Genomic DNA, 25,580 nt, shown 5'->3' with positions numbered 1-25,580 from the left:
CAATTATGGTGTAAAGATATGCCATCTTTCAAGTCGTGTCAATCCCCTTAAACAATGAAATTTCGGACTCACTGTTTTCAGGGATAAAAAAAGAGCCTGGAAGTCCAGGCTCTCTTTTTCTAAAATATGTGTAAGTCATTTATTGCTTGATAAACTTCTGTACGAATTTTTCTTCTTCGTCAGACAGCTCTAAAAGATATACGCCGGTTTTTAATTTACTCACATTGATTGTGTTATTCAACATGGATCCGCTTAACACTGTTTTACCTGTTAAATCTATAATTCTAAAGTTAGAATTTACATTGTAGCTTGGATTTATGTTCACTACATTTTTAACTGGGTTCGGATAGATAATCAAATCATCATTGAAATTACTAGCTCCACTAGCTTGGCTTATGTTTCTACCCAATGCAACTAAAGAATTAGCTGCAGGTGCTCCGCTTGTAATACCCGTAATCGTTACCTGATCAATATAGATTTGATCGTTGTTTCCTGAAGCGTCATTTTGGAATCTAAAACCAGAATTTACTGCAAAATTGTACTGAGCAGCAGTTAAGGTAATAGTTGCCTCATAGAAATTGTTGTTTTCTATTCCAGAGCCTCTTACCCATGTACCAACTGTTGTCCAGCTTGAACCATCATAAAAACGTAACCAGAAATCCTCTCCGTTTTCCATACTATATACATAAAAGAAGAAGTTAATTTCTACCGATGAGTATGGACTAGTATCGATGTTAGATAAGGTCATTGCAGAACCAGTACCAGAGTTATCTCTAATACGAATCGAGTAACTTCCTTGGTAAGAACGTGAACCAGAATATCTGAAACAGTCAGTTCCTCCATCGGCCCATCCGTCCCATCCAGACTCAAAGTAGCTTTGGTTTAAGATAGTATTACTTGACGCACATGGTGCACACGATGAACCACCACAATCAACACCTGTTTCATCTCCATTTTGAATTCCATCAGAACATGTTGGAGCAGCTAATGTAGTAACGTTTGCAGTATTACTATTTCCAGAAATATTCCCTGCAGCATCTTTAGCTCTTACAGTAAACGAATATGAAGTGTTTTCTGATAAACCAGTAACTTGATAAGTAGTTCCGGATACACTTGCAATATTTGTAGCTCCCTGATATACATCATAACCTGTAACAGCTACATTATCCGTAGACGCGTTCCATGAAAGATCGGTAGTCGTCTCAGTAGTATTTGATGCAGATAAACCACTAGGGTTGCTAGGAGCTTCTGTATCTGGCCCTGCTGCTGCAATTACTACAGTATAATCCTCTACCTCTCCATATGTAAATGATTGACAAGAAGTAGGTGTCGCATTATAACTCATTGAAACACGCATTCTAGTAGATGTTTCTGTAGCACCAGCTGGTACCGTAAAACTCCCACTAACAGGTGTTGTCTGTGTTGCACTTTGAGAAAATACTTGCTCGCCCGCATCTGTGAAATCACCATCTTTATTATAGTCGATCCATACGCTATAACCTTCGCTATACGTAGTCCCTGTCCATGTTGGTGTTACGGTAACTGTGTATTGACTTCCCTTAGTTAAAGTAGTTGAGATACTAGTAAAATCTGTATAAAACTGCCCTCCAGAGGCATTATCTATAGTGTTTAATTGAACTCTACCGATATACTCGTCATTGATATTAGAACTTTGCGAAGAACAATAAGTAATTTGCACAGCATCCGTTGTAACGTTTACGGTATTACTTGCGCTAGAAACATTTCCAGCCACATCTTTCGCTCTTACACTAAATGTATAACTCGTGCTAGCGGCTAATCCAGTAACCTGATAAGAGGTATTGGATGTACTTCCGATCACACTAGCACCTTGATATACATCATAAGAATCAACTCCAACATTATCTGTAGAAGCAGTCCATGATAAACTAGCTGCCGATTCAGTAACATTTGAAGAACTTAAGTTCGTTGGAGCAGTTGGTGCTTGCGTATCTGGTGCATCCGTCGTAATATTTACCGTATTACTTTGCGGAGAACTATTACCTGCAGCATCTTTAGCGATTACATAGAAATTGTATGCAGTATTAGCAGTTAATCCAGTTACCTGATAGTTGGTAGTTCCAACATTTCCTATAACAGCACCATTTTGATACACATCGTATGATGCAACACCTACGTTATCCGTAGAAGCATTCCAAGAAAGATCCGTTGTAGTTTCAGTAGTATTAGCCGCTGCTAAACTAGAAGGTGCAGTTGGTGCTTCCGTATCCGGAGTTGAAGTTGCCGTGAACTGACCCGTAAATACTCCACGACCATAGGTCGAAGCAATCACCTTGTTGTTAGTATCATCTCCATTAACAGCCCAGTAGTCAAATGCAGTGACACTAACATCGCTCATTCCGTTATAAGCCTGTGTCCAACTTGGGTTGGCATCATTAAAGTTCTCCGTTTCCCAAACTCCTAGCTGAGTTGCCAAAATAGCTTCATTTGTGCTTAAAGGGTTCAGTAAGAAATCTCTAACAGGAATGTCTGGAAGATTTCCTTCTTTACTTACCCAACTAGATCCAGCATTTGAAGAATACCAAATACTCGTTACTCCATAGTTGTGGATAGTAACAATCAGATCATTTGCAGTTTCTCCAAATCTAACAGAAGAAACAGATCCAACAAATGGTGTTGTAATCGTAGACCATGAAGCAGAAGAATTAGTTACATTCGTTAACCTAAGTAATCCACCATTTGCCATTCCAACATACCATGTGTTATTTGCAAAAGGAGATGCTCTAAAAGCAGTAGGTTTTGCTGTTAATGCTGAATTTGTTAATGTCCCATTACTGTTTGAAGCTACATTAATGCTTAAAATAGCATTACTTGAAGCATTGGATTTGTTAGATAGTAATCTATTTGCATTACTATCATAATCCATTTGGTTTACGAAATCTCCCGTATTTTGACTATCATTAAATAGGGTAGTTGCTCCACCTTGTATTCTAGATTGTCCATTCCATGGTAAATTAAACCTATAAATAACATTACGCACATAAGTGGCAATCATGTATTGCCCATCCTTATCGATAAACGTATAAAAACCGTCTCCATCTGTAGACTCTACTGAGCTGTTAATACCAGCTACTGGATTTCTAAATGCTTGTGTTCCGTTGTCTTGAGCTCCTGCAGAGAAGATTCCCGTGGTATCTCCAGATCCGTCAGGACCAATTCCTGCTTTCACAAACTGAGTCACGTTATAACCGTTATTTCTAGAGGTAATTGAGGATCCTGCATTTCCAGAATAGTAGATTCCACCATCGTTTCCATAAACCATTCTTGTAGATGAGTTATTTCCAAAGGCAATCGCATGTTGATCCGCGTGTACGTTTTGGAAACCAAAACCACCGTACCAATGTGATAATTGAGACCATGAAGATCCTCCGTTGGTTGATTTGAAAAGATCGATTCCACCAACATAAAGGATATCATCATTTGCTGGGTCCGCTTCAATTACTAAATCGTAAAATGCTTGACCTCTACAAAAGTCATTTGCAGCAATTCCAGTGTCAGCATCATTTGGTAATGCTTTTGTGGTAATACTGCTAAAACCATTGGTCGTCCCATATATATGAACAGGAGAACTTGAACCTTGTGTTAAGGCATATAGTTTGTTAGCATTCGAAGCAGAAACTTCGATTTCTACTCTGTTAGAATCGGTTAATGGAGAAGCTCCAGCCTCAGTCCAAGTAGAACCATTTGTAGAGCTATATACTCTACCACCGCCTTGATTAAACGCATTTGCGATAGTTCCCATCCAAAGTTTATTGTCTGCGCCTATTTCAAAGTCATTGGGGATGTAATAGTAAGTTTTACCATTTTGTACATGGCTCATGTTAGATGATTCTACTCTAGACCAAGTGCTCCCTCCATTAGTCGATCTATAAATTCCTGCAGTTTGAAGTCCTAACCAGTTTGAAGGAGAAGAAGCATCTCCATAAACGAAAGCTCCAACACCAACATATAATTCTGTATTTCCGCCATTATTCCAAGCAATTACATCGTTCACATAGAATATGCCTGATAAGAATAAGTTAGTAGCACTATATTCAAATGTGGCATCTCCTGCAGCCGGGATGTTAACAGCAGTCCACGTGGTACCTCCATCAGTGGTCTTATACACTCCTGAACCTACAACATCTCCGGCGGTATACTGTTCTCCCGTTCCAACATACCAGATGTTAGAATTGTTTGGATCTACCGTTATGGAAGATACGGATAGGTTTCCTGGTACATTTTGTACTCTAGACCATTGAGAACTACTACTCGAAATGTTTGTGTTCTTCCAAAGACCACCACTTACACCTCCCGCATATACAGTGTTGTTACTGGAGTCATTTGGATCGAACAAGATTGCTCTGGTTCTACCTCCTACATTATTTGGGCCTCTCTCTGTCCAAGCATTAGCTGCATTACCAGGGTTTCTTTGACTTTGTCTTTCTTGTTGTAATTGCTCTCTTAGTAAGGTAAGATTACCATCATCCAATTTACCTGTTGATGGATTAATAGTTAATTCCCACATCTGTTCAAAATACTTGTTAGGAGGCAAGCCATTTTTCTTTCGTACTTTCTTATTCCAGGTTAAGGATTCTTTGAAAGGACTGTTTTTTAAAAACTCATGGTGCTTTTGTCTCTTTTCAGAGATTTTTGCCTTCGAGTTTTCTTCAGCAAACTTTTTGTAAATACCAACGGATAATGCCGTAACACAGACACCTCCAATTAGTAGCCTAAATAGTTTTTTTTTCATAATGAAATTTGGTTTAGGGTTAATTGATTAATTTTCCATACGATGACATGGTTAACCCATTCTTAATTTAAGTTAACGATGATCGCATATGCATTAAGCTGTAAGAAGTTTTTCAATATTTAGGGGTCAAGTCTTTTTGGAGAGTGTAGATAAAACAGACTTTGATTGAATAAATAATGTTAAAAAATCTTAAAAATTTATTAAATGCGGAGCAAACCTATAATTTTTTTACGAATAAATCAATCCCTGAAAACAGTGAATTTTTTGTATCCCTGAAAAAGTGTTTTTTCTTTTTGATACATAATAAAGCAAAAAACCCAAGCTCGAAACTTGGGTTTTTAAAAATATTAATTAGAAATAGGGGGGAGGCATTCTTGATTAATATTGTAACTAAAACAAAGAATAATTTAAGAAAAATTATAAGATAAAAGTACTATATCTTTACATGCCTGTCAATAACAGAAAATGGTGAAATTTTTAGTTCACCTAAAATGGGGATGCTTTTTTTAATATTGGTATCTTTAAAAAAATATTTGTAGAATGCTTCAAGTACGTCACCTCTCTGTATCATTTAAACTTAAGAATGCAAAGAACAATAGGGTTGTAAAAAATATTTCTTTCGAGTTGGGAGATAATGAGATTTTAGGTATCGTTGGAGAATCGGGAAGCGGAAAATCTGTTACATCATTGGCCATTTTGGGCTTACTACCTGAAAAAAAAGCAATAATAGAGGGCGATATTATTTTTGATGAAGAACATATTTCAGCGTATACATCAAGAGATTTCTTGCAGATTCGAGGGCAGAAGATTGGAATGATCTTTCAAGAACCAATGAGCTCCTTAAACCCAACCATGACTTGTGGGTTTCAAGTGGCAGAAGTTTTAAAGCGACACACAAAACTTTCTGATAAAGAAATCAAAGAAGAGGTAATTGCATTATTTGTAAAGGTAAAATTACCAAGACCAAAAGAAATGTACAATTCGTATCCGCACCAATTAAGTGGCGGTCAGAAGCAACGGGTAATGATTGCTATAGCGATAGCATGTAAACCAAAATTGTTAATTGCAGATGAACCCACAACTGCATTAGATGTCACAGTGCAAAAAGAAATAATTGCATTGTTGAAAGAACTTCAGTTACAAAATGAAATGAGCATTTTATTTATTTCGCATGATCTTGCTTTGGTATCAGAAATTGCAGATAATGTTATAGTGATGCATCAAGGTGTTTTAGTTGAAAAAGGAGAGACATCACGTATTTTTAAAGACCCCCAAAAAGAGTATACGAAGGCACTTATTAACTCGAAACCCAAAATGGATAAAAGGTATAAAGTGTTACCAATAGTGAAAGATTTCATGGAGAAAACTGTCGTTAATACGATGTATACCGATGAAGAAAGAGCAGAATTTCACAAAGAGTTATATGGGAAAGCACCACTTTTAGAAGTTAAAAACTTGCAAAAGTATTTCTTATCCAATGCTTTTTGGCGTAAAAAAGAAGTTGCTGTAAAAGCTGTAGATGGGGTGAGTTTCAAAATCTATGAAGGAGAGACCTTAGGATTGGTAGGAGAGTCTGGTTGTGGTAAAACCACGTTGGGAAGAACAATTTTACAACTAGAAAAAGCAACATCTGGGAAGGTTATATATAAAGGGAGAGATATTACGAGAACGAGTAAGTCTGAATTGAAAAAGTTGCGTAAAGAGATTCAAATCATTTTTCAAGACCCGTTCTCTTCCTTAAACCCAAGAATGACGATTGGGAAAGCTATACTGGAACCTATGAAAGTACACGGAATTCTTTCTAGCAACAAGGAAAGACGAGCATTCGTAATGGAATTATTGAAGAAGGTTGGGTTGGAAGCTAATTATTATGATCGATATCCTCATGAATTTTCTGGAGGGCAACGACAGCGAATAGGGATTGCCAGGACCATTGCATTACAACCTAAAGTTATTATTTGTGATGAGTCTGTTTCTGCATTAGATGTCTCCGTACAAGCTCAAGTTTTGAACCTACTGAATAAGCTTAAAGAAGAGTATAAATTCACATATATTTTTATATCACATGACCTATCTGTGGTTAAGTATATGTCCGATCAATTGATTGTAATGAACAATGGGCAGATTGAAGAGATTGATGATGCTGAAGTTATTTATAAAAACCCTAAAACGACGTATACAAAATCCTTGATCAATGCGATTCCTAAGGGAATTTAAATGATTTTGATTCTTTCCTAATCAGTTATAAATAGTATATTGCAACACTTAAATTATTGAAAAGAAAATAGATGAAGATTATAGTTCCAATGGCCGGTATTGGGTCAAGATTAAGACCACATACCTTGACAATTCCTAAGCCGTTAACTGTTATTGCTGGTAAGCCAATTGTACAAAGATTAGTAGAGGATATTGCTGGAGTAGTAAAGCAAGAAATTGATGAAATTGCGTTTATCATAGGGCCAGCGTCTAAAGGATTTCCTGCAAATACAAAAGAGACATTGTTAAACATAGCAAGTGAATTAGGAGCAAAAGGTTCTGTGTATGTTCAGGAAGAAGCCTTAGGAACAGCACATGCCATTTATTGCGCAAAAGAATCTCTGAGCGGGCCATGCGTAGTTGCGTTTGCAGATACACTTTTTAAAGCTGATTTTACTTTAGATGCTGAAGCAGATGGTGCAATTTGGGTAAAGCAAGTTGAAGACCCAAGTGCTTTTGGCGTGGTAAAATTACAGGATGGATATATTACCGACTTTATTGAAAAACCAAAAGAATTTGTTTCAGATTTGGCTATTATTGGGATATATTATTTTAAGAATGGAGATAAAGTAAAAGAAGAAATTCAATATCTTTTAGATAATAACCTAAAAGAAAATGGAGAATATCAACTTACAAATGTCTTAGAATCTTTAAAACAACAAGGGGCTAAATTTATTCCAGGTAAAGTAGATGTTTGGATGGATTGTGGGAAGAAAGACCCTACGGTAGATACCAATAAAACCATTTTAAATATAGAACAAGAGAAAGGGAATGACCTGGTTTCTAGTTCAGTAGTATTAGAAAATTCAGAGATTATTCAGCCATGCTTTATTGGTGATAATGTAGTTTTGAAAAATGTAACGATAGGGCCTAATGTTTCTATAGGAGAAAATAGCTTAGTAGAGAATTCTACCGTTAAAAATTCGTTAATTCAATCTAATGTTACCATAACAAATGCTACCTTAGAGAATGCGATGATTGGAAATCATGCAAAATACAACGGAAATTATACATCGGTAAGTATAGGAGATTATACCGAATTATTATAAAACCATGAACAGAAGGATTGTAATATTAGTGGTGTTAGGACTTCTAAGCAATCCTTTTATATCTTTTTCTCAAGATAGTATTCCTGCTGCAAAAGACCTATCAGAAGAGAAGGAATTGAGGTTTCAACAGTTTTTCTTTAAAGCACTTTCAGAAAAGTCGATCACAAACTACGATAAGGCTATAAAAAACCTTGAACATTGTAATGAGATCCTGCCAAATAATTTATCGGTACTTTTTGAATTCTCTAAAAATTATTTACTTCTGAATAAAACTTTCGAAGCCAAAGAATATATTCGGAAGGCATTGATTCAAAAACCAAATAATATATGGATGTTATCTCATTTAGTGGAGGTCCATAAAAAGGAACGTGATTTTAAAAGCGCCATAGAAATTCAGCAAAAAATTGTTAAGATGGATTCCTCTAAAAGAGACGACTTAGTGTATTTGTTTTTACAAGATAGAGATTATCCTCGAGCCGTTGCCTTAATGAATATACTGGAATCTGAAAACGGATTATCAAGAAACTTGAGAAATTTGAAATCTAGTTTAGAAAAGAGACGACCAAATTTGGTGGAGGAAAAAAACCCGACAGATCTAAAAGGACTAGTAGAGCGTTTTAAAAATGACACATCTTCATTCAGTATATTAAAGGCCATTTTAGAAAAAGCAGACAAGGAAGATAAAGAAACTTTGAGTAAGTATAGCGAGGAAGCTATTTCATTATTTCCTGCACAGCCTTTTGTGTACTTGATGAGAGGTAAATCTTTAAATTATCAGAAAGCGTATAAAAAAGCGTTAACTATATTGCAAAATGGTATTGATTTTGTGATTGATAATACCAATTTGGAAGCAACATTTTATGAAGAAATGGCAAATGCCTATTTGGGTATGAAGAATGCAACCAAGGCAACAGAATTTAAGAATAGAGCAAAAAAATTAAGGTCCATTAAATGAAAAACATAGTTAGACTTTTGCTATGCGTATTGCTATTAGCTTCATGTAAAACAGTTAAAAATGTTACGGACAAAACGAATGTTGATATCAAGAAATTGTCGGCTCGAAAAATTGTTAGAAAGCACCTCAATCATAAGGTTAACATTAATACCATGGCGGCCAAAATGAAGGTATTGTACTCTAATACAACGAAAGAAGGCAAGAGGACAAGGAATTCTTTCACGGCTAGATTAAGGATGCAAAAAGATTCTGTTATTTGGATCAAAGCCAATAAGGTAATTACCATTTTCAGAGCAAAGATCACCCCTAATTCCTTTAGTTTTTATGTATCAGTACCAAAAAACAAACACTATTTTGAAGGAGATTATGAAATGTTAAAAAGAATGTTGGGGGTTGATATAAATTTCACTCAGTTGCAAAACATGCTATTCGGACAAAGTATTTTTGAAATGAAAGGCAAGAAATATAGCGCAACCATTGAGGAAACTTCGTATAAACTGACACCAAAGATTCAGGAGAAGCTGTTTGATGTTTTTTTTAAGATCAACGCAAATCATTTCAAGTTGGATCAGATGTATTTAACGAATGAAGAGAAAGAACAAAATTTGCGGGTGGATTATAAAGGGTATAAACTATTTGATAAGACATGGCTGCCGATAGGAATTTCTATCAATGCAAAAGAAGGGGTAAAATATACGTATATGAATTTGGATTATAAAAGCGTTACTATAAATAAACCGATAAGTATTCCGTATAGAGTACCAAGTGCATATAAGCGTCTTGAATTAAAATGATAGGTTACAAAAGATACATATCATTCATTTTCGTTCTCTTTTTGAGTGCCTCAGGGGTTGCTCAAAAAACAAGAAAGCAGTTAGAAGCAGAACGAAAAAAACTAAAGACTGAGATTCGAAAGGTTAATAAGTTACTTTTTGATGCACAGAAGAAGGAAAAGAATGCATTGAGCGACCTTAAAGATATTAACCAAAAGATTGAGGTACGAAGTAAGTTAATTAAGACGATAAACTTAGAGGCAAAAGCATTATCAAAAGAAATTGATACAAATGAAGATGAAATCGAAAAACTTACAAAAAAATTAGAAGCTCTTAAGGCAGATTATGCCGAAATGATCTTTAAATCATATAAAAGTAAATCGCAGCAAAGTAGAACAATGTTTTTGCTGTCATCAAAGAATTTTTATCAGGCGTATAAGAGGTTACAGTATATGAAGCAATATACTGTGTATAGAAGAAAACAAGGAATAGCAATTGATTCTCAAACCGCAGTAGTAAAACAGTTAAATGATTCATTACTTTATCAAAAAGTATTGAAAGATACACTGGTCGCTTCTGAAGAAAACGAAAAAGAAAAGATAGAACTAGACAAAAAGAGTCAAGAGAAACTAATTACTCAAATCAAAAGAAAAGAAAGTAAGTATAAAAGGGAATTGCGTAAAAAACAGAGGCAAGAGCGAGTTGTTGCTGCGAATATTGATAAATTAATTAAAGCGGCGATCGCAAAATCGAATGCAAAGAAAGGAGTGAAAAAGTCGAAGGGATTTGCGTTAACTCCAAAAGCAAAAGCGTTGGCCGCACGGTTTGAACAAAATAAAGGGAATTTACCTTGGCCTGTAGAGAGTGGTTTAGTGGTTAGACGTTTTGGTAGACAAGCGCACCCTACATTAAGAGGAATAACCATTAACAGTACAGGTTTACATATTGTTACTGATAGAGGAAAAAGTGCTGAATGTATTTTTAACGGAACGGTGTTAGCCGTGCAAACACTAGCTCAAGGAAAGAAAAATGTATTAGTGCAGCACGGTAATTACATTTCAGCCTATAAAAACTTAGAGAATTCTTATGTAAATACAGGAGATGATGTACAAACGGGACAACAATTGGGAACTATTTTTACGGATAAGGTAACTGGTAAGACCAAATTGGTCTTTGTATTATTCAAAAACAGTCAACGATTAAACCCTTCTTCCTGGATTAAAAGAAGGTAGAACTCACACTTCCCTCCAGACGGCTAATTCATTTCCTGAAGGATCTTTAAACTGAAATCGTTCTCCTCCAGGGAACGAAAAAATATCCTTAGAAATTATGCCTCCAGCTTTTAGTATAGTGTCTTTGACAAGATTCAGGTCTTTATGGTATAATACTATCAAAGCCCCTTGTTGAATTGGATCTTCCGTCTTTTCAAAACCACCTTCTAAACCACTTTCGGCAAAAGCGATATAGCTCGGTCCATAATCTGTAAAAGACCAATCGAAACAGCTGGAGTAAAACTTCTTTATTGCATCTAAGTCATGTGCTTTATACTCAACATAATTGATATGATTGTTTAACGAAGTCATTTTTTATTTATTTATGATTATTGCCTTTCGAGTAGATGTTCTTTTATAACTTTTCCAAATTTAATTTATATTTTTCTAATTCTTTATCGCCATTTTTTTTAGCGATCTCAATAGCTTTTTTGTAATGAACTGCGGCTTTTTGAAACTCTTTTTTGTTTTTGTATAATGTCCCAATAGCGTCATAAATGGCCGCAGATTTAGAAAATTTACTTAAACCGACATTATAAATTTCTAAAGCTTTTTGTTTTTTGTTATTTTGGGCTAAGTAACCACCAAATCGTAAGACCCATATTTCTAAAGAAAGATTTTTAAAGTATTCACTGAATTCATTTGCATATAATTGAAATCTTTCAAAATTATCCTCTTTCATAGCGTTAAATAATAAAAAATGCTGTGTCGTTCTATGTACACGTGAAGAAATGCCGTAACGTTGACCTCTATGGAGGTAATACTGTTTTATGTCGTTTAAATCTCCAAACTTGTCGTATTCTTTTAAACTATAAAAGCGCAAGGTATTATAGTCATTGAAATAATTTCTCAACCCATTATTAATGGTTTTAAGCGAGGTACTATAATGGTCCTCTTCTAATAAATTATCGATTTTATAGTTTTTATTACCATAATGATAAGCTTTTAAAATGCTATCGACCCTATGAAAAGATCGTTTCAAATAAGTTTCCTCAGGAGCTCGAGAAAAATGTAAATAAGGCCTATCTGCCTCATTTATTGATAGGTACTCATTCAGGTTTAAAATTCTGTTTTTGGTAAAGTGAGTTGGGCTGGCAAGGAAGTAGGCACTAAATAGGGAAGGGCTACTAGAGAGAACTTCTAAACCCAAGCCTCCAGCCATTTCCCAACCGAAATAAATCCGTTCACTATTTTTTAAAGTTCGATAGTCTTTGTCAATGGTTGGAATTAACTCTTTTTCTAAAAAAGAAATAAAAGAATCAGCACTTTCGTACAATAATTTCCTTCTTTTCTTTCTGTCAGAATTTACCCCTACTACTATAAATTCAGGCGATTTATCCTTGAACCGAAGCATTCTCTGATACGCAACAGGGTGCAAGAAATATTCTTGTCCATCCAATACGTACATTACAGGATATTTCTTATTATTTGATACTTGATAACTAGGGGGAAGATAAATTTCAACACCCCTGGTTTCGTTTAACTGTGTTGATTTGATTTCAATAGTTTTGATACTGCCTGTTTGCCCATATGCATCTAAGATCGTTAGAATTAGACTTAATAAAACACATATTTTTTTTGAGAAGATCACTTTAATTTGGATTAATTTTTAGGAAAATATATTTAATATGCTTATGACGCATCAAAAACCATGCAAGTTACAATCTGAAGGAGAAATTAGGAAGTTGAATAACCCCGATTGTACATTATAGCGTGCTCGTTGTAAAAGTTTTTAGGCCTTTAATTATGGGAAATTTAAGAAAACGTTTTCGCTTTTTTAAAAGGAAAAAACCCATTAACGTAAAGACTTTATGTTATAAATAAGTATCTTTCGACCTTCTTTAAAGAGAATAATTTTATAATATAACACCATGAAAAAGGTCGTATATTTTTTCTTTTTCCTTCCATTATTTCTTTCAGCTCAAATTAATGAAAGTGACACACTGAACTTTAAAGCACGACTTTCTTTAACGGGGTTTTGGCAAGGAGGAAATGTAAATACCTTGATATTTAGAGCTAGTTCTGACATGGCCTTTAAACCATGGAAAAAATGGGTGTTCAAGACTAAAAACTCGTATGTATATCAGGAATTCGGAAAAGAGAAAGCAGATGAAGATATTCTTAGTTTGAATTTTTTATACATTAATCCAGAACGAAAATTGTATCCATTATTCTTAGGTTTTATAAGTACAAATTTTAGAAGAGAAATCGATTTGCGATACCTCTTTGGAGCAGGAGCAACGTATCAAATTTTGAACAAGAAGAATAATTGGTTAAAAGTGTCCCTTACCAGTGAATTTGAACAGACCAATTTTGCTAGAGCTGATTTTAATCATAGCCAATATAACAGTAGCAAATCTATTAACACACTTAGGGCTACTATTTGGTTACATGGAAAATATCAACTGTTCAAGAAGAAACTGATCCTGACGCACGAAAGTTACTTTCAACCTTCTTTAGAGGAGGGCAATAACTTCCGTTGGCAAGCGGATATTGGAATAGAGCTCCCAGTTTGGAAATATGTAAATTTCAAGTTTAACTACCTGCACACCTATGAAAGCATTGTTATTGCGAATCAACAAGAAGAAGATCAGTTTGTGACATTTGGGCTTACTATAAAGAACTACTAAAAGAAGACATAATTCAAGTTTCTAATCTACGCTAGATAGTATTATGTGTTGCTTGATTTTAATAAGCTAATGGATACGGTTGCAATGTCGGAATCGGGAAACTTCCTAAAAGCGTTCATGTCTGGAGTTAACCCAGCTTCGCGAATAACAGTTAGAAATTCGTCTAACTCAAGTATATATTGATCCGAGTATCCATGAGTTAAATCATATGCTGTTGCTGCTGTTTCGCCTAAATTTTGAGCAACTAATTCTGGTTTTATAGTGTGTAACTCAATTAACAACAAGCCAAACTTGCCAACAAATGGTGTCCATTTTCTTATATGCTCTTTTAAGGATTCAGCAACTAAGTTATTATTAATTCTTTTGCCTTGATAGGCATATGCTCCGGTTGATGAACTTACTCTAACTACATTTTTGTCGAGATCCTCCCAAATTCTATTGTGATCTAAAAAAGTTCTGACATTGAGTAAACTTTCTAATTCGATGTTATAATTATCTTTCAGGTCTTTGGCCAGAAGTTTGGGGTTTCCAATATCTCCCCATATAATTTTAGCCCAAATGTCGGCTTGAATAAGATTAGCCCTAGAAACTTTTAAGGCGGCTTGATTATAATCTACACCAATAATCGTTAAAGGATAATCGTCTAAAATAGTTCCTCGATATGTTTGATTTTCAATCACTGAGAACAAATGCGTTAAAAATGCACCGTTGCCACAACCCATGTCAAGGATTCCTTTAGGTTGTTCATCAATGGGTTTATTGAACAGATCGATAATGATCTTATCTACAACTTTAAAATATGTGCTATGTGCCCCTCCGCTTCCCCATACATTCATTTCTCTATCAACATGTAACTCATCTGCACTTGTTTCTTGCGTTTTAAGGATCAGTGGATTGCCAAAAATGAGATCGTCCAATTTTCTAAGTGTTGGAATATAAGAAACAGTAACCCCATAAGCACTAGCTCTTTTGGCAAAGAACAACCCGTATTCCTTAAACTCATAAGAGCCGTTTTTTATATTAAACCAGCCAAGATCTGCCAAAATATGTAGTAACTGGTCAAAATCTTCATGGTTTTCATGGAACTCCTCTGGTTTGAATCGAGTTTCCATAAAATATTTATGAAACATTCCGTTCATTCCAAGTCGAACAATAGTTGGTCCTACAATAATGCCTTCAATATGTGCTAAAATTTGTTCCTGAATTTCTCTTTGAGGCTGATTATTTGAGAATTCAATACCATAGTTTAGTTGATACTTTTCATGAATATTTTTCAACTTTAAAAATGGTTCAATCTCAAATTTCCTTGGATGATAATTTTCTGACATTTTTAAAAGTGTCACCACATCCAGATAGAGATAGAAATATTGAAAAGCTATTGAAGATCTCGCATTGATTTCATAATAAATTTCATCATTTTGATTATCAATACATTGATTGAGCCACCCTTGAGAACATAATCCTCGCAATGCAACATTTAGATATCCTTCATTAGCTTTAAATTTTGTAACAAGATCTTTTAGGGTTGCTTTTTTGTGCTTCAGTAAAAAATCGGTTACACCATGTTTTTTTAAGGTGTACGCACTGGGAGCGATAACAATACCATCGAGGTGACGAAAAAGCCTAGCTCTTAAAAGCTTTTTTTGTTCAGGATTCATAGGGATTTAAATAATTCATAAAAGGTTGTTTACGCACTAAGTTAATGAAAAGGAAGGAGAATCGTAAACAGCACAATGCTGTGTTTAACTTACACCCAAACAACCATTTCAATTTTTGTATTAATTTGAAGGTTTGCTTTCTTTCTAATGTCAGCTTTAATAGGTAGTACATAGGTTTCGGCTTTTGTGTCAAACCAAATAGAAGTTTTCCAGGAGTGTTGTTTATACTCTGCAATTACCTTCATTCTTCCCCATCCTTCTTCTTGCCATCCAAAACTCTCTCGTATTTCTTTAGAGATGGTTTTAGGTAGTGATACAAAATGCCAGCCTCCAGTGGGAGCATGTTTCCACATTTTGGTTGAAAATTGATATTTAATCTTTCCAGTCATATATTTTCTTTGAGAGATACTTTGTGCAAAGAACGAGTTTTAATTGTCATTAATTTTAGTTGCTTCTAATTCTGATCAATATGTTGTCAATACTTTGTAGTTGATCTGTTAATACTATAGTATCTAGCCCCTTTTTTTCTAACATCAATTTTTCGCTGCCAATTTTTATAGAACAGTTAGTATATGTTCCAATGCTTCCCGATTCATTTTTATAATACTGTAGGATGCTTTCTGGAGTATAATTTCTTAATTCCAGTTTTTTTACAATCTTGTTAGGTGTAAATACATAAAATGTTTCAAAATTTTGATAAATGAAATGCGTCGAATCTATGTTTTTCGCGTGTTTCGTCCATTCTTCTTTCCAAAATGAAATCTTTTTTCTTTTATGATAGATTCTATGCTGTTTTACCAGTTTATAGGCAATGGGTTTATTAATTGTTAGAAATTCTTTTTTTGAGCAACAAGAACTGAAGACTATCAAAATAAACATTGTGATTAGTGTATGTTTTTTACGCATTTTTTTACAAATAATGTGATTAGATTTTTTTCCGCTATTCCTTCTTCGAAGGTGTTGTTTTTTTGAACATCAAAGTCACTATCATTAAATAGGATACTGAAAAGAGATAACCCTGTTGTAGTTGTAGTTCCGATATCGGCTTCTATCAGTTTTGGATTGCTGTCAGTTGTTTTGTAAATGTATCCTTTCATATACAGTTCGACGTCCACTTCCATGGTACTTTCACAATCGGAATCTGTTCCCTCCTCATTCTTTTCTATTAGAATGATCTCGTCTATACGTAACCGGATGGCTGATTTGCTCTCTGTTACATGTATATTGGCTGTGGCCAGTTCTTGTATAAGTTGCTCTCGAATAGTATGCACGTACGTAGAGTCAATATTCTGTAAAAAGAAACCGAATTGTTTGTCAATATGTATGTTTATTTTGGGATCGTAGGTCAGTTCTATGGAAACAGGAGATGCCAATTTTACTTTTTCAAGAGTGACCTCCTTGTTAAAAAGATTCATAGTTATATGCTTTTCGATAATTGGAGAACAAGCCATAATAAGGACAAGAGAACTAAGGGAGGCAAGCAAGTAGTGTATTTTCATCTTGAGTAACTATTTTTGCTGAACACAGCAAAATTGATGCCAACGAAATTTAGAGCTGTTGCCACCTAAGATTTAAGATGGAAAATAGAGAAGTTAGCGATGCGTTATTCGCTAAATATGGCCCTTTTATGATACTTCTTATGAATGTGATCAAATTCGATAACATAAATATCCGTGTCAATACTAGGTAAGCTATCGCTCGAAGTATAGTATAATAATGTATCTCCATGCGTCAATTCTGCATAGAGGTCACTCCCTGTTGTATTTAATTCCTCCATGTTTTGCGGTACTGACCATTGGTTGTTTAATCGAAAGCTTATGTATAGGTCTCCATAAGGAGAAAGGTTTTCATCTCTGCCAGAAGATTCAAAAATGAGAATATCTCCGTTGTCATTGATTTCTACATTCCATTCACCGCTATCAGCATTAATAACGGCACCCATATTAACAGACGAGGCAAATGTATCTTTTTCTTTTTTTGCAAAATAGATATCACCCTGACCATATCCGCCAGAACGATTCGACGCGAAATACAAATTACCCCATTTATCCGTGCTCGGACTGTATTCACTTCTTTCGGAATTTATTGGAAACGCTAGTCGTATAGGAGAACCCCAAACATTGTTGATACCTCTTTCTACTTTCCAGATGTCCTTGGAAGCTTTCTCTACCCCGATCACAGGTCTTGTAGAAGTAAAGTATAAGGTTTTTCCATTAGCACATAAATGAGGAGCACCGTCATTGTATTCACCAGAAAAGGAAGCAAGTTTAGGAGTAGACCATTTTCCATTTTTATTAACCGAATAGTAGATTGAACTTTTTCCTCCTCCCATGCCCCATTTGCCTGTACTCCGAGTAAAGTATACTTCTCTACCATCGCTTGAAAAAGTAGGCGAAAGTTCTACTGATTTTGTCGATATATTATTATCCTCAAAAACCCGTCGCGCAGGTTCCTTGGATATATTAGAGCAACTGATGTAGCTAAATAGACTACTAAGTGTAAGTAGACCAAACTTAAATAGTGTCTTGTTCATTCCTTAAAGTATTATAGGCAGTTTTTTTTGATCTTTTCCAGTGCTTTCGGAAATGTAGCTGTCATAAAATCGAGATGTTCATCCATGACATCTATTTCAACACAAAGTATGTTTTTATGTACTCCTTCTGTAAGCCTGTAAATTTCGATTGCTCCAGACCATCGTTTTGTTTCATCATCAATCGGTTGTTCCTCTCCGTTTACTACGTTTCCGATATGCCTAAAACCTATAATCTCATTCGGAATATGCGTTTCAATAATACTATAGATACCGCTTTGATCTGGAGCTAGAAACAATACTTTGCTGCCTTCTTTCCAATTATCGGAAATAGCATAAGAACCTTCAAAGAATACACTGGCCCATTCACGATACGCATCCTCATTCCAAAGAGCATTCCATATCTTGGCTTTCTCTGCTTCTATATCAATTGAAAACTGTAACCTGTTGATCATTATTTTATTTTTAAAGTTAGCTATTCTTCTCGTTTTTACTTGAAGAGATCATATCCAGCGTCTTACTTTTTGACAATACAAATGATATTCTTCTCCAAAATCTTTTCTCAAACGAGGTTCTTCCACAAGCAATATGAATATATTGAAAGTTATAAAGATAAAAAGAGAATACACCCATAGGTCTGCGGATTGAAGAAACAGAGCTTCTCCTATAAGCATAAGTACTACGCCAACATACATGGGGTTTCTGGAAAAATAATACAACCCAGAAACAACCAATTTTTTTGTGGGATCAACAGGAGAGAGTGTCCCGCGTCCTTTTACAGCAAAACTGATAATACACCAAAGCATTATTGTAAATCCAATCAGAAATATAAGGACCCCAATATAATGATGCCATGACCAGGCCTTATCGAATATACTAGTGATATCGAAACTGGTAATCCACCATGGTATGAGCCCAGCTACTAATCCTGGTTGCAATATTGTAAAGAGCAGGTTACGTATGAATAGCGATATCATACTATTTTAAATTAGTTGTTCCATCTACTACTTCTTTATATGCGGATTCCATGAGTTCGCAGTGCTATTGAACTGCCAAAAATCCATTAAATACATATTTTCATTGTTCCCACCACCGAATAGCATCATACTTTTTTCCAGAGTATTGAAGATCAATCCGGGTTTTCCTGCTCTTGCAGGGCCTTCAGTGGTTTTCAGAATCCATTTCTTCCCGTTCCAGCTCCAGGTATCTCCAAGATACCCTTTGTTATAGCCTCCAAAAAGCATGATCTTTTTTGAATCTGGATCATATGCCATTGCATGATGATCCCTTGCCATTTTAGTGTTCTCATCTTTTAGCATCCATCCCTGCGAGATACTCCATTCCCAGGTATCTCCGTATATCGTTTTACCATTATCATCCCTATGACCCCCCCCAAACAATACCATCTTTTTACGTTGCTGATCGTAAGATAAAGTGTGTTGAAATCGTGGAGCAGGCGATTGTTTCGGAGTTAGCCTTTTCCACTTACCATTTCTAAAAATCCAAGTATCATTTAAAGATTGCTTAGAAATATTTGAACCTCCAAAAAGGAAAATATCTCCATTATCACTATTGAAAGCTATTCTATGAGATTGCCTTGGAGTTGGCCCTTCATTGCTTAGCAGGGTCCAGTTCGTTCCGTCCCAGGACCATAGATCGTTAAGAAGCTCTCTCTGTTGATTCTTTCCGCCAAATACGATTAGACGATCTCTAAATGAATCATACACCATTGCATGACCACTTCTTGGAGTAGGGGCCATTTTTGATTTTACCAGTTCCCATTTCTTACCATCAAATTTCCAAAGATCATTGAGTCTTTTTTTAGTAGTACTACAGAAACCTCCAAAAAGAAAAATGTTATTTGTTTTACTATGATAGGTAAGAACTGGTTGATTTCTTGGGCAAGGGCTCTCTTGACTCTGTGAATAGACTTGTTCTATAGGAAGTATAAGTATAAACAGTACTATTTTAAGTAGACAATGTTTAGCAAAAATATGGGTCATACATTCTTTGGTACGAATCAAATTGGGAGATCGACCGCATTAAAGTTAGTTATTTTGTTTTAGTTTTCTAGGTAAACTCTCTCCTATATGCAGTTTTTATGAATCTCTAAATAACTTGCCCTCCTTCAATACAGTATGAATGTCTTTTGTATGGGAGATGTCAAGTAACGGATTACTATTTAAAATGATCAGGTTTGCCTTTTTACCGATCTCTACAGAACCATAGGCCGTATCAATATTGAGAAATTTTGCAGGATTTATGGTTGCCGTTTTTAACGCTTGTAATGGTGATAAGCCAGATGCAACCAGGATGCCTAATTCGTCTTGAAGCTCATATATATTGTTGTCGTTAAGAATACCTCGATCCGTACCTGCTAGTAACAATACCTCATTATGCGCCATCCATCGAATGATATTGTTAAAGACACGCATCATACGAAGCCCTTTCGCTCTAGCTGCTTCTCCTTCTAAATTAGCGTACATATCATTCATAGCATACAAAGTAGGAGTTAACGCAATACCGTTCTTTTTAAAGTAAGTCGATAATTTAGAAATATACGTGGAGTCTAAAGCATGCAGACCTTCGTTAAGGTTGTTTACCCCATTAGCCTTCTTTAAAACGATGCTGCTAATGAGGGAGTTTATATGCTCAATACATTTGATTCCAACTGAATCCAATTCAAATAGCCCAATGCCTACGGGAATGTGCCCCGCAATTTTTATACCTATTTCATTTCCGGCTTTCTTCAGTTCGACTAATTTGTGAGTCGGAAAGTAATTGTGAACTTTTAAAAAATCTATCCCTATAGCTTCCAGATTAGAAACCAGCTTTTTTATATCGGTAGTATCATGGACCTTTAAATGAAAGGGATCATTAGTTTGAGTACCATCCAGTGTATAACCTGCAAAATAAATATCTGGGCCTAGTAGATCTCCATTTCGGATCATTTTTTTTGCTTGTGCAACGGTGTCCGCAATCCCTCCCATATCTCTAATTCCGGTAATTCCACTCTTTAATAATCTATGGAGTTCAGGGATGCTATTCTCTTTTTCTACAAGATGCATATGCATGTCAAATAGACCTGGAATAACATATTTCCCGGTACAGTCTACTACTTGTGTAGCTGTCTTTTTAGCCAGCTCGTTATAATCTCCCATTTCTTTGATAACACCATTTTCTATCAAGATTGAATTGGTATACAATTGCCCGTTTGAAACATCAATGATGGTTGGATCTTTTAATAATATTGATTGCTCATCGGAGTTCTTGCAAGAAGTAATAATGATGCAAGTCAATGCAGCAATTACCGTTTTAAACAAATGTTTCATACTCTAACGTTGTTAAATGATTATCTTAAGATAAGGTATTACAAGTTAGTTATTTTGTTTTGATCAACTCAATACCGATCAAGAAAAAACCTGTTCCCAAGATTACACCTCCAATGATACCTCCTAATACAGGTGTCAATAGTCCTGAAATAAATGGAATAATCAAAAACCCTGTAATGACTAGTGCAGGCCCTATTCGTTTTAATTTTTTACTGAGTAAAAGTGATATGCTATTCAAGATCCAACCAAAGGAAAATAGCGATAATGCGATCAAAGCACCGATACTATATCTGCCTATATGATCGGAAGAACCTACTTTATTTACGGCTTCAAGGTGTATATTGGCCATATCAGGAAGCACAAATATTTGATGCCATTCATTTGCTAACATAAAGGCACTGCCAAAAAAAGCCAGTAAAAAAGTAACTAACCTAAATAATTTGAGATGTTTAATTTCGGTATGATATAAGAAAATTCCGATGGTACCAAATAAAAGAAAAGCTACAGTCGATGCAGCAAAGATCATTCTATAAAAAAAAGGAGTGGATGCTTGCAATTCACCAAAGGGTGCTCCAAAATCTACAAAGGGTAAAATAATTGTGTTGGGTATTGCAAAAAAAATCCCTGCCATTACCAGAGCGTATCCACTGTATTTTGTCAACTGATTCATAAGGTATTTGTATTTAAAATATTTGTACTAGGACGACAATATAGGAGAAGAGGTTACAGTCTAATAGTTTAGGTTGCTAATGCTCATTAGAAATCAACCGTTGATTCATGCTTTTATTTTGGTGTGTTATAACGCCACAATGAATTATGGCTAATAAATGGAATCGTGAGCACTGGTCTAAAGGAGAAAGATAAACGCGAGTTATAGGATTAAACTATGATTTTTTGTTAAAAGAATTAATCGTTAGCAATTCGAGTCAGGATCGGTTTACCCTAAGGTAACCGAACCTACTCTTCATAATGAAGTGGAGAGTGAAGCACATTGCCCTTATACATTATTGTATATAGTTTTTAACTCTATTTCGCTATGAGATCATGGGCCTTTATTAGGCTCTCTATACCAGAATCCATATTTCCATTCATCAACCATAACCCTGTCGTTAGTAAAGAATTACCCGTGAAATTTTGTTCTACTAAAGTCAAATTTTGATTTGGATTTATGATCAGAAACCTTTCTCCATAACCATCTGCCCATATAGTATTAGTGTCAGATGAAAGCCACCACTGATAACCGAACCCATCATAACGCCCATAATTTATATGATTTTCTTTAAGGTTACTATAAGAAATAGTGCTTTGAGCTACCCACTTTTTGGATACTATTTGTTTTCCACCCCACTGCCCTTCATTTGCAATCATTGCACCTATTCTGGCTAGATCTCTTGTACTCAAATAAATGTAATATTGCTTGTGTTTTGATTCTTTTTTGGGCCAAAACCAGGGGTCTCCTAAGATCACATTTTGTTCTGAAAAATCTTGAAGTCCCATTGGTATGGCAAGGTACTTCTCCATAAATTTTCCAATAGACATTCCTGTTTCTTGCATAAATATTGTTCCTAAAGCATTGGCATCAAAATTATTTGAGAAAAAATAATCACCAGGTTTATAACTCTCTCTTTTGGGTCTATCCGTTATTTGTGAATCGTGCTCTCCTTGAGATGGTAAATAAATGCCAGATTTAAACATTAACAAATGTTGTATAGTAGCTGTTTTCTCTTGGTTGGTTAAAGGGATTGATTCATCAATTTTGAGTTCGGCAAGAGTCTTTTTAATATTAACTAGCCCCCTGTCAACGGCTATCCCATACAATATTCCAAGAATAGATTTACGTATAGAGGCCGTATTCATGATTTTATCTGTAGGGCCATATTCGTATATTATTTTTTCATTTTGAAGAATAACGATGGACCTAGTTCTCTTTGGCTCTTTTTTTGGTGTTAAGATGTTTTTAATTGTTGTATCAATAGGGTCTCCATAAATTAATTCAGTTTGAAATTTAGGATCAGTATTGGTAACCCTTGGAGTGGCAAGATAGATAAACAGAAAAGTTAAGAGCAATAATAGAATAGCGAGTGTTCTTTTTAAGAATTTTTTAATTGTCATAGGTGTTAATTATTTGATATACACAAAGGACAAAAACTTAACTGAATCTGTTACTGTAAAATCAAATGATTAACTCTCAATACGTGTTTTGAGAGTAAATAATAGAAGGTTATTCATTGTTTTTTTGTTGGATAAATTCTTTTGGGGAAACTCCCGTGTTTTTTTTGAAGATGCGATAAAAACTCGCTTCAGAATTAAAACCAGATTCTAGAGCAATACCTAAAATAGACATGTGGCTATAATTCTCATCTTTCAATTTGGATTTTACGTCTTCCAGGCGATATTGGTTTATAAAATCTCTAAAGCTTAATTTATAGTATTGATTGATAATGTGAGATAAATCTCTTTGAGGGATGTTAATCATATAGGACAATTCTCGAATCGTAAGTTTTGGGTATAGGAAAACTTTATCGACGTCCATTACTTTTTGCAGTTGCTCAACAGTTTCTTTGAATTTGACATCAGATATTTTAGAAGGGAGATTAGTAGTAGTAGCAATTTCATTTTTACTAAACGTATAATCTGGTTGAAGATATCCTTTTAATCCTAAATAATATATCATAAAAGCAATGAATAGATTAAGTAAATTGTAATGCAGAACGGTTGTGTCTCCTAAATCAAAGAATATGTCTAAAAAATGATTTACAAGCAAAAAGAGGCCAATTAATAGAGAAAGCTTAAATATATTCTTCAACCAACTAAAATCAGGAAATGTACTATCTGATATTGTATTGTCAAGCCATTTTTTATAATTCATAAGCTCTTTATAGCTATAAAATAGATAAAATGGCAACAAAAGTAGTAGTAGATATTCTTCGGACTGTTTTACAAAATCAAAACTAAAACTTTGTGCAATACTATCTTTTTCATTAAAATCATTTACTCGTAAAACCGAAAAATAAACTATAAAAGCATAGATCTGAGCTAGTAAAAATGGAATAAAGTGTATCCAATGTCTAGGTTTAAAACGAAATCTTGAAGTGACAAGTGATTTTATATAAAAATAAATGAGCGGAGAAAGAGCTAACTCGATACCATTTGGAAAAAACCGAAAGAAATTGGTCTCCCAAAGATGGAATGTATGTAAAAGAGGTTTGGTACTTAAAAAACAAAAAGAAAGAAGCGCTAAAGCAAGAAGTTTATTACTTTGTATATTTTTTTTTGAGTTGAGTAATAATATGCTAGTAATGATTCCTTGGATTATTCCAAGTAAAATTAATAAATCAAATAAAGAGAATTGAGGATTCAAATTAAATATGTGAAGTTTTAAATTATGCACGACGATCTTGTGCATGGATTATTCTGTTTGGACTAAGATAGCAAAAAGAACAGTCTAATATTTAGTAGCTAGAAATTTTAGATAGGTATATTAAAGCAATGAATTATACACGTTTTTGTGCTTTCGTTATTTGAATCTTACATCAAGTTCTTGTTGAATAGACTTTATGAGGTGTTCATTAGTACTCATAAAACGCTTCCAATCACTTATTTGAGCTCGTAAAATAAGATATTTCCCTGTTAATATTCTGTGATATTTTGGATTGTTAGAAATACCTTTAATATCAATATTGGGAAAATTTGTTTTTAGCCCTAACACCATAGCATATTCTTGGGTACCGCCAAGTAATTCATTAAAATCAGCTGATAAGTCTTTCATTATAGGGATTATAGTTTTATCGGCACCGAGAGTTTGAACCGCAATTTCATAATAATCCAAAATTTCCCCCTTCAAAGTATCGGTTGAAATCAATGAAAATTTGCCCGAAGATAAATTTTCGACATAAGTTCCTTTTGAAATTAAAAATTGGTTGAAATATAGAAAAGAAGCGTTGTGTCTTAAGAAGTCCATGATATTATAATTTGAATTAGAACTAATGTTATAAAACATAGTATCCATTACTTTAAGGCTATATTGATTGTTTGCTGTGGATCGAGCCAGTCCAAGTTTATCTTTTTCTAAGTCCTTCAGTAGATTTTCTAGAAGCAGTTGTTCTATTTCTCTGTCTTTTTGGTAATCATTCCAATTATTTATTGAGAGAGCGATCAAAATTCCAATAACAACTAAAATTATTTCCCCAATAGCATAAATCAAGTATTTGCTGAATTTATTTTCAGACAGCAGTTTATGGCGAATTCGCCGAAAGAATTTTATCATTGGAAGTTGATTTCTCTAAAGGTAGTTTATTTGAACTAGAACTGTTTCAAAAATGAAGTACAACGGATTTGTTAGCAATTAGTTTGTG

22 protein-coding genes are annotated in these 25,580 nt (G+C 34.7%); 6 read left to right on the top strand and 16 right to left on the bottom strand.

Annotated features, from left to right (window positions below; genetic code table 11):
* Positions 1-139: 139 nt before the first annotated feature.
* Positions 140-4,771 carry a fibronectin type III domain-containing protein gene (locus RQM59_RS01855; RefSeq protein ID WP_349240355.1) on the bottom strand — a complete coding sequence of 1,544 codons (4,632 nt, stop codon included), beginning with the start codon at positions 4,769-4,771 and terminating at the stop codon, positions 140-142.
* 540 nt (positions 4,772-5,311) lie between these two features.
* On the opposite strand from RQM59_RS01855, the gene RQM59_RS01850 reads away from it, so the two are divergent.
* The 5 genes from RQM59_RS01850 (at position 5,312) to RQM59_RS01830 (ending at position 11,036) form a co-directional block, all read left to right on the top strand.
* Positions 5,312-6,988: an ABC transporter ATP-binding protein gene (locus tag RQM59_RS01850; RefSeq protein WP_349240354.1), complete on the top strand. Its 1,677-nt coding sequence runs from the start codon at positions 5,312-5,314 to the stop codon at positions 6,986-6,988.
* Positions 6,989-7,059: 71 nt separating this feature from the next.
* Positions 7,060-8,076 carry a sugar phosphate nucleotidyltransferase gene (locus tag RQM59_RS01845; protein ID WP_349240353.1) on the top strand — a complete coding sequence of 339 codons (1,017 nt, stop codon included), beginning with the start codon at positions 7,060-7,062 and terminating at the stop codon, positions 8,074-8,076.
* 4 nt (positions 8,077-8,080) lie between these two features.
* Complete coding sequence (locus RQM59_RS01840) at positions 8,081-9,031, top strand: tetratricopeptide repeat protein (protein WP_349240352.1); 951 nt, start codon at positions 8,081-8,083, stop codon at positions 9,029-9,031.
* Positions 9,028-9,825, top strand: coding sequence for a lipoprotein insertase outer membrane protein LolB1 (gene lolB1, locus RQM59_RS01835; RefSeq protein ID WP_349240351.1), 798 nt, complete (start codon positions 9,028-9,030; stop codon positions 9,823-9,825). Before RQM59_RS01840 ends, lolB1 begins: the two co-directional genes overlap by 4 nt.
* Positions 9,826-9,866: 41 nt before the next feature.
* Positions 9,867-11,036 (top strand): murein hydrolase activator EnvC family protein, encoded by a 1,170-nt coding sequence (locus RQM59_RS01830; RefSeq protein ID WP_349240350.1) that lies wholly within the window; start codon positions 9,867-9,869, stop codon positions 11,034-11,036.
* A gap of 3 nt (positions 11,037-11,039) precedes the next feature.
* On the opposite strand, the gene RQM59_RS01825 is transcribed toward RQM59_RS01830, so the two are convergent.
* Both RQM59_RS01825 and RQM59_RS01820 read right to left on the bottom strand, forming a co-directional pair.
* Complete coding sequence (locus RQM59_RS01825; RefSeq protein ID WP_349240349.1) at positions 11,040-11,387, bottom strand: VOC family protein; 348 nt, start codon at positions 11,385-11,387, stop codon at positions 11,040-11,042.
* 43 nt (positions 11,388-11,430) lie between these two features.
* A complete protein-coding gene (locus tag RQM59_RS01820) occupies positions 11,431-12,666 on the bottom strand; it encodes an alpha/beta hydrolase-fold protein (protein WP_349240348.1) in 1,236 nt (411 codons plus the stop codon).
* 280 nt (positions 12,667-12,946) lie between these two features.
* On the opposite strand from RQM59_RS01820, the gene RQM59_RS01815 reads away from it, so the two are divergent.
* Complete coding sequence (locus tag RQM59_RS01815; RefSeq protein WP_349240347.1) at positions 12,947-13,705, top strand: DUF481 domain-containing protein; 759 nt, start codon at positions 12,947-12,949, stop codon at positions 13,703-13,705.
* Positions 13,706-13,746: 41 nt separating this feature from the next.
* On the opposite strand, the gene RQM59_RS01810 is transcribed toward RQM59_RS01815, so the two are convergent.
* The 13 genes from RQM59_RS01810 to RQM59_RS01750 form a co-directional block, all read right to left on the bottom strand.
* Entirely contained in the window at positions 13,747-15,363 is a 1,617-nt protein-coding gene (locus RQM59_RS01810; RefSeq protein ID WP_349240346.1) for a class I SAM-dependent methyltransferase, read from the bottom strand.
* 89 nt (positions 15,364-15,452) lie between these two features.
* Positions 15,453-15,752, bottom strand: a complete 300-nt coding sequence (locus RQM59_RS01805; RefSeq protein WP_349240345.1) for a DUF1905 domain-containing protein — start codon at positions 15,750-15,752, stop codon at positions 15,453-15,455.
* 55 nt (positions 15,753-15,807) lie between these two features.
* Positions 15,808-16,242, bottom strand: a complete 435-nt coding sequence (locus RQM59_RS01800) for a hypothetical protein (protein WP_349240344.1) — start codon at positions 16,240-16,242, stop codon at positions 15,808-15,810.
* A 5-nt stretch (positions 16,243-16,247) separates the two neighbouring features.
* Entirely contained in the window at positions 16,248-16,778 is a 531-nt protein-coding gene (locus tag RQM59_RS01795) for a hypothetical protein (RefSeq protein ID WP_349240343.1), read from the bottom strand.
* Between the two features lie 188 nt (positions 16,779-16,966).
* Positions 16,967-17,896 (bottom strand): TolB family protein, encoded by a 930-nt coding sequence (locus RQM59_RS01790; RefSeq protein WP_349240342.1) that lies wholly within the window; start codon positions 17,894-17,896, stop codon positions 16,967-16,969.
* A gap of 11 nt (positions 17,897-17,907) precedes the next feature.
* A complete protein-coding gene (locus RQM59_RS01785; RefSeq protein ID WP_349240341.1) occupies positions 17,908-18,348 on the bottom strand; it encodes a hypothetical protein in 441 nt (146 codons plus the stop codon).
* 48 nt (positions 18,349-18,396) lie between these two features.
* Positions 18,397-18,870 (bottom strand): methyltransferase family protein, encoded by a 474-nt coding sequence (locus RQM59_RS01780; RefSeq protein ID WP_349240340.1) that lies wholly within the window; start codon positions 18,868-18,870, stop codon positions 18,397-18,399.
* Positions 18,871-18,897: 27 nt separating this feature from the next.
* The gene (locus RQM59_RS01775; RefSeq protein WP_349240339.1) at positions 18,898-19,896 is read right to left on the bottom strand and encodes a Kelch repeat-containing protein; all 999 of its coding nucleotides are present in this window, start codon (positions 19,894-19,896) and stop codon (positions 18,898-18,900) included.
* A gap of 96 nt (positions 19,897-19,992) precedes the next feature.
* Positions 19,993-21,225, bottom strand: coding sequence for an amidohydrolase family protein (locus RQM59_RS01770; RefSeq protein WP_349240338.1), 1,233 nt, complete (start codon positions 21,223-21,225; stop codon positions 19,993-19,995).
* A gap of 49 nt (positions 21,226-21,274) precedes the next feature.
* Positions 21,275-21,895: an LTA synthase family protein gene (locus tag RQM59_RS01765; RefSeq protein WP_349240337.1), complete on the bottom strand. Its 621-nt coding sequence runs from the start codon at positions 21,893-21,895 to the stop codon at positions 21,275-21,277.
* 356 nt (positions 21,896-22,251) lie between these two features.
* Positions 22,252-23,337, bottom strand: a complete 1,086-nt coding sequence (locus RQM59_RS01760) for a serine hydrolase domain-containing protein (RefSeq protein WP_349240336.1) — start codon at positions 23,335-23,337, stop codon at positions 22,252-22,254.
* Positions 23,338-23,446: 109 nt separating this feature from the next.
* Complete coding sequence (locus RQM59_RS01755) at positions 23,447-24,586, bottom strand: helix-turn-helix domain-containing protein (RefSeq protein ID WP_349240335.1); 1,140 nt, start codon at positions 24,584-24,586, stop codon at positions 23,447-23,449.
* Between the two features lie 156 nt (positions 24,587-24,742).
* Positions 24,743-25,492: a DUF6090 family protein gene (locus RQM59_RS01750; protein WP_349240334.1), complete on the bottom strand. Its 750-nt coding sequence runs from the start codon at positions 25,490-25,492 to the stop codon at positions 24,743-24,745.
* Positions 25,493-25,580 lie beyond the last annotated feature (88 nt).

Origin of the sequence: Asprobacillus argus (assembly GCF_032248395.1) — a bacterium.
GTDB lineage: Bacteria > Bacteroidota > Bacteroidia > Flavobacteriales > Flavobacteriaceae > Polaribacter > Polaribacter argus.
Note: the sequence above shows the minus strand (reverse complement) of the source record. Positions and strands in the feature narration are given on the sequence as shown.

Bases quoted from the DNA above. Each gene is read 5' to 3' on its own strand.
- RQM59_RS01855 (WP_349240355.1), bottom strand. From the start codon at position 4,771: ATGAAAAAAAAACTATTTAGGCTACTAATTGGAGGTGTCTGTGTTACG.
- RQM59_RS01850 (WP_349240354.1), top strand. From the start codon at position 5,312: ATGCTTCAAGTACGTCACCTCTCTGTATCATTTAAACTTAAGAATGCA.
- RQM59_RS01845 (WP_349240353.1), top strand. From the start codon at position 7,060: ATGAAGATTATAGTTCCAATGGCCGGTATTGGGTCAAGATTAAGACCA.
- RQM59_RS01840 (WP_349240352.1), top strand. From the start codon at position 8,081: ATGAACAGAAGGATTGTAATATTAGTGGTGTTAGGACTTCTAAGCAAT.
- lolB1 (WP_349240351.1), top strand. From the start codon at position 9,028: ATGAAAAACATAGTTAGACTTTTGCTATGCGTATTGCTATTAGCTTCA.
- RQM59_RS01825 (WP_349240349.1), bottom strand. From the start codon at position 11,387: ATGACTTCGTTAAACAATCATATCAATTATGTTGAGTATAAAGCACAT.
- RQM59_RS01815 (WP_349240347.1), top strand. From the start codon at position 12,947: ATGAAAAAGGTCGTATATTTTTTCTTTTTCCTTCCATTATTTCTTTCA.
- RQM59_RS01810 (WP_349240346.1), bottom strand. From the start codon at position 15,363: ATGAATCCTGAACAAAAAAAGCTTTTAAGAGCTAGGCTTTTTCGTCAC.
- RQM59_RS01805 (WP_349240345.1), bottom strand. From the start codon at position 15,752: ATGACTGGAAAGATTAAATATCAATTTTCAACCAAAATGTGGAAACAT.
- RQM59_RS01800 (WP_349240344.1), bottom strand. From the start codon at position 16,242: ATGTTTATTTTGATAGTCTTCAGTTCTTGTTGCTCAAAAAAAGAATTT.
- RQM59_RS01795 (WP_349240343.1), bottom strand. From the start codon at position 16,778: ATGAATCTTTTTAACAAGGAGGTCACTCTTGAAAAAGTAAAATTGGCA.
- RQM59_RS01790 (WP_349240342.1), bottom strand. From the start codon at position 17,896: ATGAACAAGACACTATTTAAGTTTGGTCTACTTACACTTAGTAGTCTA.
- RQM59_RS01785 (WP_349240341.1), bottom strand. From the start codon at position 18,348: ATGATCAACAGGTTACAGTTTTCAATTGATATAGAAGCAGAGAAAGCC.
- RQM59_RS01780 (WP_349240340.1), bottom strand. From the start codon at position 18,870: ATGATATCGCTATTCATACGTAACCTGCTCTTTACAATATTGCAACCA.
- RQM59_RS01775 (WP_349240339.1), bottom strand. From the start codon at position 19,896: ATGACCCATATTTTTGCTAAACATTGTCTACTTAAAATAGTACTGTTT.
- RQM59_RS01770 (WP_349240338.1), bottom strand. From the start codon at position 21,225: ATGAAACATTTGTTTAAAACGGTAATTGCTGCATTGACTTGCATCATT.
- RQM59_RS01765 (WP_349240337.1), bottom strand. From the start codon at position 21,895: ATGAATCAGTTGACAAAATACAGTGGATACGCTCTGGTAATGGCAGGG.
- RQM59_RS01760 (WP_349240336.1), bottom strand. From the start codon at position 23,337: ATGACAATTAAAAAATTCTTAAAAAGAACACTCGCTATTCTATTATTG.
- RQM59_RS01750 (WP_349240334.1), bottom strand. From the start codon at position 25,492: ATGATAAAATTCTTTCGGCGAATTCGCCATAAACTGCTGTCTGAAAAT.